The sequence below is a fragment of the Vibrio sp. NC2 genome (assembly GCF_025195005.1).
Classification (GTDB): domain Bacteria; phylum Pseudomonadota; class Gammaproteobacteria; order Enterobacterales; family Vibrionaceae; genus Vibrio; species Vibrio splendidus.
In genome coordinates this window covers 239440-249403 of sequence record NZ_JANVFC010000007.1, presented here as the reverse complement: position 1 = coordinate 249403, position 9964 = coordinate 239440, and the positions used below count along the sequence as shown (strand labels likewise).

At 43.2% G+C, this 9964-nt stretch carries 7 protein-coding genes; 4 read left to right on the top strand and 3 right to left on the bottom strand.

The genetic code is table 11. From position 1 onward, the window contains the following. Positions 1 to 285: 285 nt before the first annotated feature. Both NX845_RS12340 and NX845_RS12335 read right to left on the bottom strand, forming a co-directional pair. A complete protein-coding gene (locus tag NX845_RS12340; protein WP_102454499.1) occupies positions 286 to 1848 on the bottom strand; it encodes a PAS domain-containing methyl-accepting chemotaxis protein in 1563 nt (520 codons plus the stop codon). Between the two features lie 177 nt (positions 1849 to 2025). After that, positions 2026 to 2493, bottom strand: coding sequence for an Lrp/AsnC family transcriptional regulator (locus tag NX845_RS12335; RefSeq protein WP_017086398.1), 468 nt, complete (start codon positions 2491 to 2493; stop codon positions 2026 to 2028). A 153-nt stretch (positions 2494 to 2646) separates the two neighbouring features. On the opposite strand from NX845_RS12335, the gene NX845_RS12330 reads away from it, so the two are divergent. The 3 genes from NX845_RS12330 (at position 2647) to NX845_RS12320 (ending at position 7261) form a co-directional block, all read left to right on the top strand. Next, complete coding sequence (locus tag NX845_RS12330) at positions 2647 to 3612, top strand: hypothetical protein (protein ID WP_102456591.1); 966 nt, start codon at positions 2647 to 2649, stop codon at positions 3610 to 3612. A 501-nt stretch (positions 3613 to 4113) separates the two neighbouring features. Further along, on the top strand, positions 4114 to 4458 hold the full coding sequence (locus NX845_RS12325; RefSeq protein ID WP_102441427.1) for a hypothetical protein: 345 nt from the start codon (positions 4114 to 4116) through the stop codon (positions 4456 to 4458). Positions 4459 to 4504: 46 nt separating this feature from the next. Beyond that, positions 4505 to 7261, top strand: a complete 2757-nt coding sequence (locus tag NX845_RS12320; protein WP_102456583.1) for an immune inhibitor A domain-containing protein — start codon at positions 4505 to 4507, stop codon at positions 7259 to 7261. A gap of 302 nt (positions 7262 to 7563) precedes the next feature. Here the strand turns inward: NX845_RS12320 and NX845_RS12315 are convergent, their stop codons facing one another. Then, a complete protein-coding gene (locus NX845_RS12315) occupies positions 7564 to 8739 on the bottom strand; it encodes an MFS transporter (protein WP_004731587.1) in 1176 nt (391 codons plus the stop codon). Positions 8740 to 8966: 227 nt separating this feature from the next. On the opposite strand from NX845_RS12315, the gene NX845_RS12310 reads away from it, so the two are divergent. After that, positions 8967 to 9857: a LysR family transcriptional regulator gene (locus NX845_RS12310; protein ID WP_017082005.1), complete on the top strand. Its 891-nt coding sequence runs from the start codon at positions 8967 to 8969 to the stop codon at positions 9855 to 9857. The last annotated feature ends 107 nt before the right edge of the window (positions 9858 to 9964 follow it).

Here is a 9964-nt window from a genome sequence, read left to right as displayed (position 1 = left end):
ATGACAACGTTCGGCGAATCTGCACCAGCAGGCGAGCTATTCAAGATGTTCGGTTTCACTACTGAAAACGTAGTAAACACAGCGAAAGAGATTCTTGCTTAGTCTGTTAATCCGTTAGCTGATTTCTAAGCACATAATAGAAAGCCCTACTCTTTTGAGTAGGGCTTTTTTGTATCTGTTGCCTGTTAATCTGTTATCTGTTCTTTTGGCTCACAAAAAAGCCCTGCTAGCTTCGCAAGGCTCTTTCTTGTTTCTTAATTTCTCATTCGGGTTTGAATTTGGCAGCTATTTCTCTTCGAAGCGCTTCGCCAAGTGATAGAACTCATTCACTTGCTCTTTTAGCTCAGTGGAGTGGTCTTTCACGGAATGCGTTGCCACTAAGTTTTGCTCTGCAGTAGACGCGATAGACTGCATATGCAGGTTTACATCACTCGATAGCTGACGCTGTTTATGCGCGGAGCTTTCAACCGACTGCATCAAATCGTTCATCGATTGCATTAAAGTTTCGACTTCAGACAAGCGCTCTGCACTCACTTTCGCAACATCGCCACACGCGTCCGTTTGCTCTCGGTTCGCCAGAATATCCTTTTGCCAGCCTTCAATCGTCGCTAGCATGGTGTCGATACTCTCTTTGATCTGAACCGTCGCCTTTGACGTACGACCCGATAGCGCACGTACTTCGTCTGCAACAACGGCAAAACCTCGTCCTTGCTCGCCCGCTCTAGCCGCTTCAATTGCTGCGTTTAGTGCCAACAAGTTGGTTTGTTCGGCGATTCCACCAATCTCTTCCATTATCTTGCTTACGCTCTGCGCTTGATCGCTCAATTGGTAAGTTGTTTGAGTCGCCTTTTCAGCCTGTGAAGCTAAGCTTTCTAAATTTCGATGGGTTTGATTAATGCTCTCTTTAGCACCAGCACAGGTTTGCAAAGTTACATCAACAATCTGGTGCGCTTCTTCTGTACGAGAAGAGACCTCATTCGCGGTGACTTCAACCTCTTCAGTCGCCTCTCGTACTTGAAGAATGTCTTTTGTTTGTTGATCTAAAGCTTCAGATACTTCAAATGACGTGGCATTCAGGTTGTCCGCCAAATCCTGTAGTGGCTTGGCTGAGTCTGTCATGCGACCTAGTACCGTGCGGATTCGTGCAGACAATAGTTTTAAGTGAAAATCGGCAACAGAGAACTGACTATTACCTGAATAGACAAGGCGACTGACACTATCGAATTTAGATTGCAGCTTTTTTAACTGCAATGGAGTATCAATGAGCTCTTGTCGGAAAAGCAATGCTAATGCGGAAACAGGAAGTAAGCTCAACAACCATTGCGATACTTGCCCTACTTCGATCAGGTTTGAAATCAAAGGGGCTGCTAAAGAACCGAGTAACACTGCGTAACGAACACTGTCACTGATCTGTAACGACCATTGACGACCCGATCTCTCTGCCTTCAATAAGCTTTGGTAAGCCTTATCCGCGACTTGTACCCATTCGTTTTTAGGCTTAACACGAACCGATTGGTAGCCACTCACCTTCCCGCCATCATAAATAGGGGTAACGTAAGCATCAACCCAGTAGTAACCACCAGATTGGGTTTTATTTTTTACGATACCGCGCCATGCTTTACCTTGCTTTAGGTTAACCCACATATCAGCAAAAGCCGCTTTCGGCATATCATTATGCCTCACGATATTGTGGTGTTGCCCTAGCAATTCTTGTTGGCTGTATTCTGCGATGCGACAAAAAGCATCATTACTGTAAGTAATCACACCTTTAAGGTCGGTAGTCGAGACAAGTTGTTCGTTTTCGCTTAGAAGCGTTTCACGAGATTGAGAAGATGAACTGACAGTCATTTATATTAACTTTTGTTAATTATTGTTTTAGGCGAGGAATATATACAATTATTAAAGTTATGACAAAATGTGAACGTCACATTTTATGTAAATGCCTGCTATTTATACAAAAATACGCCTGACACCTCACAAAGCTCAAAGCTTCACGTCCTTTCTTTTCTCTTCTCAAATTAGCGGTCATGACTCATCTAAGTTAACTGCAGTGGTAAATTTCACGGTTCTCATTGAAACAGAGGTATGGAACTTGCGAATGTTTAAATCTTTGCGCAGTACTCGTTCAACAAAATCTTCGTAGGCTTGAATGTCTTTGACCGTCACAATCAACATGAAGTCAAAACTGCCCGATATCTGATAGCACTGCGTGACCTCTGACGCCTTAGAAATAGAATGGCGAAAGATCTGATAAATATCCCCTCGGTCTCGTTCCATTTCCACGGACACAACCAAAGTCATCTTGCTGCCTGTAAGCTCTGGGTTGATAATAGACACATCACTCACAATCACGCCTTCCTCTCTCAATCGTTTCACTCGCTTTAAGCAAGCCGGAGGCGATAACCCAACCATCTCAGCCAATGTGAGGTTTGGGATTCGGTTGTTCTTCTGCAGTTCAACGAGAATATTCCTATCTATACGATCAATTTCCATAATTTCTCAATGCTCTAATTTTGTGACTAATAATTTTGAATACTACGACAAATAAAAAATTCAAGTCGAATATTGATGTAGTTTTTGAAATAACCATCACAATAATCAAGGTAAGATCTTCTCATTCCAAACAATCGAACCATGGTCGTAACTATGAAATCAATCTATCAATTTTTTAAAGAACTCCTCAGAGAGATTTTCGATGTCACCTCGACTCTTTTCCGAATCATGATTCCAATCATCATCGTGATAAAGATCGTTGAAGAACTTGGCGGCGTCGTGATTCTTAGCGAATGGCTAAGCCCAATAATGGAAAGCGTCGGATTACCGAAAGAAATGGGCTTGGTATGGGCAACAACCATACTCACTAACATCTATGCGGGGCTGATTATTCTTATTAATTCCGATGCTCCCTTAACGGTTGCTCAAGCCTCGGTTTTAGGCAGCATGATGCTACTAGCGCATTCATTACCAATTGAGGGTGCAATAGCTAAAAAGGCGGGTGTGAGTTGGCTGGCTACCCTATCAGTGAGAGTCGGTGGTAGCTTGGTGCTGGCATGGTTACTCAATCTCAGTTATCAATACGGGGATTTGCTCAACTACCCAGCAACCGTGCTTTGGCAGCCTGAAGTATCTGGAGGCTCGAGCTATCTTGGATGGGCTATTGAGCAGCTAAAGAGCTTTGCCGTTATCTTCATCGTGATTTCAGCACTATTACTGCTACTCAAGATTTTAAAGATTCTAGGCGTTGAAAAGCTCATGGCAATATTGTTAAGACCATTCTTGAGACTACTCGGAATCAGCAAGGATGCGACTAACCTAACCATTATTGGAATCACGCTTGGTCTTTCGTTTGGCGGCGGCTTATTGATCAATGAAGCTAAAAAGGGACATATCTCGGCGAGGGATGTTTTCACCGCAATCATGCTGCTCAATCTACTCCACAGTTTGATTGAAGATACACTTTTGATCATGTTAATTGGGGCTGATTTTTACACCATATTTTGGGGAAGGTTAGTATTCTCAGTGCTGGTTATCGCCTTAATATCAAACGTCATTAAGCGCATGAATCCACGTACTTGTGAACGTTATTTTTATCGTGATGTCTCTCAGTCATAAGTAAATCGCCAACGAGAATAAAAGGAAAAGAGCTCAAATACGGGCTCTTTTTTACGACTTGGTGCTCCTATCACCTCCACTATTGTTAAATTTCACGCCCTTGAAACACTGAAAATCATTCTCAACACCCCAATTATTGATATTTAGAGTGAAAATAATTTCAGTATGGGTATTTACTAATAACTCAATTATTACATGCATTTTTTTAAACATAGATAATAAAACATTTGTTTATTAATTTTAACTCCACACCTTGTATAAAGCGTTCTGAAGCAGAATAACCATTTACCTAACGATGACATTAAATATTAAAACTATCAGCTATTAATGCGCCCAACCTTACTAAATAACTGACAATAAAATAAATAACCATCCTTATTTGATATTAACTCTTAATGTTGAAACCGGAACGAATAATGATTTGTAATGATTATTCGTTTGATTGGTTAATTTTATAAATATATTTTGTTACATAATCAAAACTGATGGCTTGATATAAGAATGTCACACAAAACAATGGCTTTAATGGTTCTAATTTTTTCCTCACTGTCACAGGCTTCCACTATTGAGAACGACGAACTATTGCTGAAGTCATTGATTGAAAGAGGCGTTATCTGTCCTGGCTTAACCTATGAGGGCAATCAAGAAGCTTTGCGTATCTATCTCAACGCTAAAAAAGTAAAGAGCACTCAGTTTGATTCAAAAAATAGAAAAGAGACAACCAATACAAAAGAAATAGAAAGTATAAAAGAGATAGAAAGTACGAAACATACAGCAAACACACGTCAGTTAAATAAGACACCACAAGAGTGTATTAGGCCAGACTCGGACAACTGGTTCGAATAAGGCAGTTGATACTGATATCGACATGGAAATATAAAAAGGAAATATAATGAAAATGATGAGAAAAACATTGTTGGCTTCAGCAATGCTTACTCTATTTAGCATCAGTAGTTATGCAAAAACACCTATTGATTTAGGCGTTGTTAATGAAGACAAACTTATTGAAATGCTAGTTAGACAAGGCTTAGTCGACCAAGATGCAACCGATGTGGCAAAACACGACGCACTTGACCGTTACTTAAAAAATAAGATCAATTCCGGTTTTAAAGGCGACGCTCAATTCGGTAAAAAAGCACTTGAGCAACGAGCGAAAATACTCAAAGCCATCGAAAAAGGATCTGGCGTTAAAAAGGCCAGCGTCTTTGCTTTGGAAGTCGGCACAAAGCGTACCGATAAAGTACTCGCTCTATTGGTCGATTTCCCTGATTTGAACTGGGATAACAACAAGCTGACCGAAGAGCACACGCAAATGCTCTACGAGAGCTACAACCCTGAACATTATCAAGAGTTGTTGTTTTCAAATTCTGGCTACACAGGGCCCAACGGCGAGAACCTAATCTCGATGCGCCAATATTACCAAAGCGAATCAGGTGATAGTTACAGCGTTGCAGGTCAAGCGGCAGGTTGGTATCGCGCCTCTAAGCCTGCGTCATTCTATGGTGGCAACTCCCCGACCACCGACAACGACTTAAACGCACAGGAACTGGTTCGTGAAGCGCTGAATCAATTGGCTCAAGATCCGAGTATCAACCTAGCCGATTACGATATCGAAGATCGTTACGATTACGACGGTGACGGAAACTTCCGTGAACCCGATGGTGTGATTGATCACCTAATGGTATTCCACGCATCGGTAGGCGAAGAAGCCGGTGGTGGTGTATTGGGCCCTGACGCTATCTGGTCACACCGATTCAACCTTGGTCGCACACATGTACTGGAAGGTACCTCTAGCTCGCTTCCCGACCGCTTTGGTGGCCAATACGCGGCATTTGATTACACCATTCAACCGATTGATGCCGCAGCTGGTGTCTGTGCTCACGAGTATGGCCATGATTTAGGCTTACCAGACGAGTACGACACGCAATACACAGGCAAGGGTGAACCAGTATCTTACTGGTCAATCATGTCTTCAGGCAGCTGGGCTGGCAAAATTGGTGGCACACAACCAACAGCATTCAGCTCTTGGGCAAAGCACTTCCTACAAAAATCGATTGGTGGTCGCTGGGTTAACGATGATCAAATCTCGATTGATGACCTAGAAGACAACCCACAAGTTTATACACTGTTCCAAACAACGGATAACAGCCGTCCGAACATGATTAAGGTCGATCTTCCTGAAAAGCAAATTGAAAGTCTGAAACCCTTTGAGGGAGAGTATTCATTCCACTCTCAAAAAGGCGATGATCTGAAAAATAGCATGACTCGCAAGTTGGTGATTCCAGCGGGTGATTCTGCATTGCTTTCGTTCAAAGCGTGGTATGAAATAGAGAAAGACTACGACTTCGCTCGCGTGCTAATCAACGGACAAGCAATAGCTGGCAACATCACCTCAATGGATGACCCATACAATACTGGCCTCGTTCCTGCTATTGGCGGCGAATCTGGCGGGTGGATTGACGCTGAGTTTGACGTATCACAATGGGTAGGCCAAGAAGTAGAGCTTTCGTTTGAGTACATCACCGATGGTGGCTTGGCTATGGAAGGTTTCTATTTGGATAACCTCAGTGTGGTCGTGGATGGTGAAGTAACCTCAATAGACGATGGAGAAAGCAATTCCACCTTCGCCCTAAATGGCTACAAGCTAAGTAATGGGTTCCACCAAGCGCAACACTACTACCTGCTGCAATGGCGTAGCCACATGGACGTTGATGAAGGTCTAGCCAACATCAAACGCATGGGCCAACTCATCTCATTCGATCCAGGTTTGATCATTTGGTACGTAGACGAGTCACTGACTGATAACTGGGTAGGCAAACACCCAGGTGAAGGTTGGTTAGGTGTGGTCGATGCAGACCAAAATGCCATGACTTGGGAAAAATCCGGTGAAGTCGCTCAAACTCGTTACCAAGTTCGTGATGCTGCGTTTTCACTCAAAGATCATACCCCAATGCGTCTTGTGAACAGCGACGATGATGTACTTGAAGATACCAGTTTGGTTGGCAATGCTAGCTTCTCTGACGACCAAGATTACACCTCTCCACAAGCGCCTGATTCAGGACGTATCCTAACGGAGTTTGGCTTAGCCGTTGATATTGTGAATCAGAGTGACAACAATGAATACGGCGTGGTTCGCTTATCGAAAGTAAGCCAACACAACGTCGCCCCTACTGCGAACTTCGAGCTCAATGTCACTGGCCTGAACGTTTCTGCACGTAACTTCAGTTCTGATCAAGACGGTGAGATCGTCAGTTATCTATGGGACTTTGGCAACGGCACAACAAGTAACGAAGTGGCACCAACTTGGTCTTACGAGCAAGCCGGTGAATACACGGTGAACTTGACTGTTGTTGACGACAAAGGCGCTACCGATTCATTTAGCTCCATAGTGAGTGTTGAATCTCCAAACGCCCTTCCAGAAGCGAGTGCAAAGTACATTCACTTGGGTCGCTGGGTAACCATGTGGTCTACAAGTTCAGACAGCGATGGTCGTATTGTTGATACCGAGTGGACACTTCCAAACGGAAAGGTGAAACGAGGTCGCACATTCACTTCAATCTTCCCTTCATACGGAAAGCACGAGGTGACACTGAAGATAATCGATGACCAAGGTGGGATTACAACTAAGACAATTTTGGTCGACCTGTAGCTCATCTTGGGTCTTAGGTCTTAGGTCTTAGGTCTTAGGTCTTAGGTCTTAGGTCTTAGGTCTTAGGTCTTAAACGATAGACCATCAAAATAAGTACGCGGCTCTATCGCGCGTACTTACAAGCAAGCTTAAGCACTGTTGTCTCCGAGCATGAGCCAAGACAGCAGTTTTAAGAAAACGTTATTATTTAAGCCGTAAGCAAAAGCCCTACCGATTTGGTAGGGCTTTTTATTGGTCGCAGTTCGAGATGCTAAGGTTCTAATCACAGTAACAAATTTACTAAACCGCCATTCTACGAGCCATTACACAGGCTGCTTTTGAATGCGTGATTTACGAGCACTAAATGCGAACAGCAAGATAACAGCTAACACGAATGGTAATACGTAGATATTGAGGTTCTGCCACCCTGCTGTCGATTCTAGCCAACCAGAGAGCATCGCTGTAATAGTCACACAGCCAAAGACAATAAATTCATTAAACGCTTGTGCCTTAGCTTTATTCTGCGATTGGTAGGACTGACTAAACAAACCTGTTGCCGCGATAAACATGAAGTTCCAACCCACACCAAGCACAACTAGAGCCGCTCTGAAGTGCCAAATAGATTCGCCATGAATGTTAATCGCGATACAGACGACGAACAGAATCCCGCCTGCCAAGATCATCATTCTTGAGCCAAACCTCTCGATAAGTGATCCGGTAAAAAATGCAGGTACAAACATCCCCAGAACATGCCACTCAATCACGCCAGCAGCTTTAGTAAAGTCAAAACCACAGCCAATCATTGCCAATGGCGTTGCAGTCATCAAAATGTTCATTACGGCGTAAGCAACCATGGCCGCAAACACCGCACCAATAAAGTTCGGCGCTTTAACGATCACACCTAAAGGATCGGCTTTGGGAGCCTGACTATTAAAAGAGACTTTAGGAAACTGAATGGTTTGTAAAATGAGTAACGCAAGAATGTTCAACCCAATCAATGAAGCAAAAGCACCAATGTACAAGCCATCTTGCGACCACTGTTGAGACATAATCGCCAAATTTGGCCCTAATACCGCGGCTAAAACGCCACCAGCCATCGAGATAGATATCGCTCGATGGCGGGCATTTTCATCACACACCTCGATTGCAGCAAAGCGATAAAGCGTGCCAAAACCTATGCCTATCCCAAGTAAGAACGTGGCGAAACAAAACAGATAGAAATTTTGCTGAGACAGTGCGTAAGTGGCAAGGCTAGCCCCTGTAATGCCAACCACATTACCAATGCTAAATCCTCGCTTTCTCCCTAACTTGCCTGAAATTAGAGACGCAGGAATAGTTGCTGCCATTAAACCCAAAAACTGCAGTGCAACCGGCAAGGTAATCATGCTGACACTGGGCGCAATCTGCTTGCCGATCAAGCCAATCACCGAGATCAGTAATATGTTACCCGTCATCAACAAGGCCTGACACAGTGAGAGCAGCCAAACATTTCTATTCATCTTCGTTCCTAAATATGAGCACAGTTGGTCAATAGACCAAATAATCAACAAAGTCGCAACACTTTGTTACTCATAGCAACTCTACAAAGCGGCCAATAGACGAATATAAATAGTTACCACCATATGACTTTGATTAGCGTTACTTAAGACGCTAGAGTTGAAATTATCATTACTTAAGATAATAATAATTTTCTGTTATTTATAGGCTTTAGCATTTGAAGGTGAGTATGATCAATCCACTTTGGCTCAATACATTTAAGACTCTGGTTGAAGTTGGACATTTCACCCAAACGGCTGAAAAGTTGTACATGACACAACCAGGGGTCAGCCAGCACATCAAGAAGCTTGAACAAGCTTGCAATTGTGACCTGTTATCGAGAGAAAATAAAAGCTTCGAGCTGACCGAACAGGGTCGGATTATGTATCGCTATGCGCTCAAGCTAGAAAAAGACCAAGAAGATTTATTCGAATCTCTGAGTTTTGACAATCCTTATGCTGGGCAATGTCATCTATCCTGTTCGGGTTCACTCTCTTTACGTCTGTATCCCAAGCTTCTTGAACTTCAGCAGCAACACCAAGATCTGAGCATTAACTTAGAAGCCGCTCCAAACAAAAAGATATTGAACGACCTAATCCAAGGCACCACCGATATCGGCATTGTTAGGCACTCCCCAAACGACAGTTACTATCAGAGCCAAGTCATTGGTAAAGAAGCACTCTGCCTCATCGTTCACAGCAGTCTGGCTCACTTAGAGATAACACCACAAGTACTGCACGACATTGGCCTTATTGCGCATCCAGATTCTGCTCACTACCTGTCTTTGTATTTCGACCTGTGTGGAGACAAGGATCTCGCGAACATCAACGTTAATGAAATACCAAGATCTGGCTACATCAATCAGCTTCACCAGATCTTGCTGCCAGTATCGAAAGGGTTAGGCTTTACCGTCTTACCGGCTGGCGCAGTTGAGCACTTCCCAGAAAGAGACAAGTTGCACGTTGTGCCACCCAAAGTAGAGGTTGAGGAAATACTGTATCTGGTTCAAAAACGAAACAGAAAACTGCCGCACCGATACGATACAGTTATCGATCTGATCAAACAAAACGTGAGTGGTTAGAAGCGTTGAAGCGTTGATTAGTTGATTAGTTGATTAGTTGATTAAATTTAAAGCCTTTAACCCAAAAGGTTAAAGGCTTTAATACTGAAGTACTTGTTATTCAGACA

Excerpts from the sequence above, each read along its gene's own strand:
- NX845_RS12325 (WP_102441427.1), top strand. The coding sequence starts at position 4,114 with ATGTCACACAAAACAATGGCTTTAATGGTTCTAATTTTTTCCTCACTG.
- NX845_RS12315 (WP_004731587.1), bottom strand. The coding sequence starts at position 8,739 with ATGAATAGAAATGTTTGGCTGCTCTCACTGTGTCAGGCCTTGTTGATG.
- NX845_RS12320 (WP_102456583.1), top strand. The coding sequence starts at position 4,505 with ATGAAAATGATGAGAAAAACATTGTTGGCTTCAGCAATGCTTACTCTA.
- NX845_RS12310 (WP_017082005.1), top strand. The coding sequence starts at position 8,967 with ATGATCAATCCACTTTGGCTCAATACATTTAAGACTCTGGTTGAAGTT.
- NX845_RS12340 (WP_102454499.1), bottom strand. The coding sequence starts at position 1,848 with ATGACTGTCAGTTCATCTTCTCAATCTCGTGAAACGCTTCTAAGCGAA.
- NX845_RS12335 (WP_017086398.1), bottom strand. The coding sequence starts at position 2,493 with ATGGAAATTGATCGTATAGATAGGAATATTCTCGTTGAACTGCAGAAG.
- NX845_RS12330 (WP_102456591.1), top strand. The coding sequence starts at position 2,647 with ATGAAATCAATCTATCAATTTTTTAAAGAACTCCTCAGAGAGATTTTC.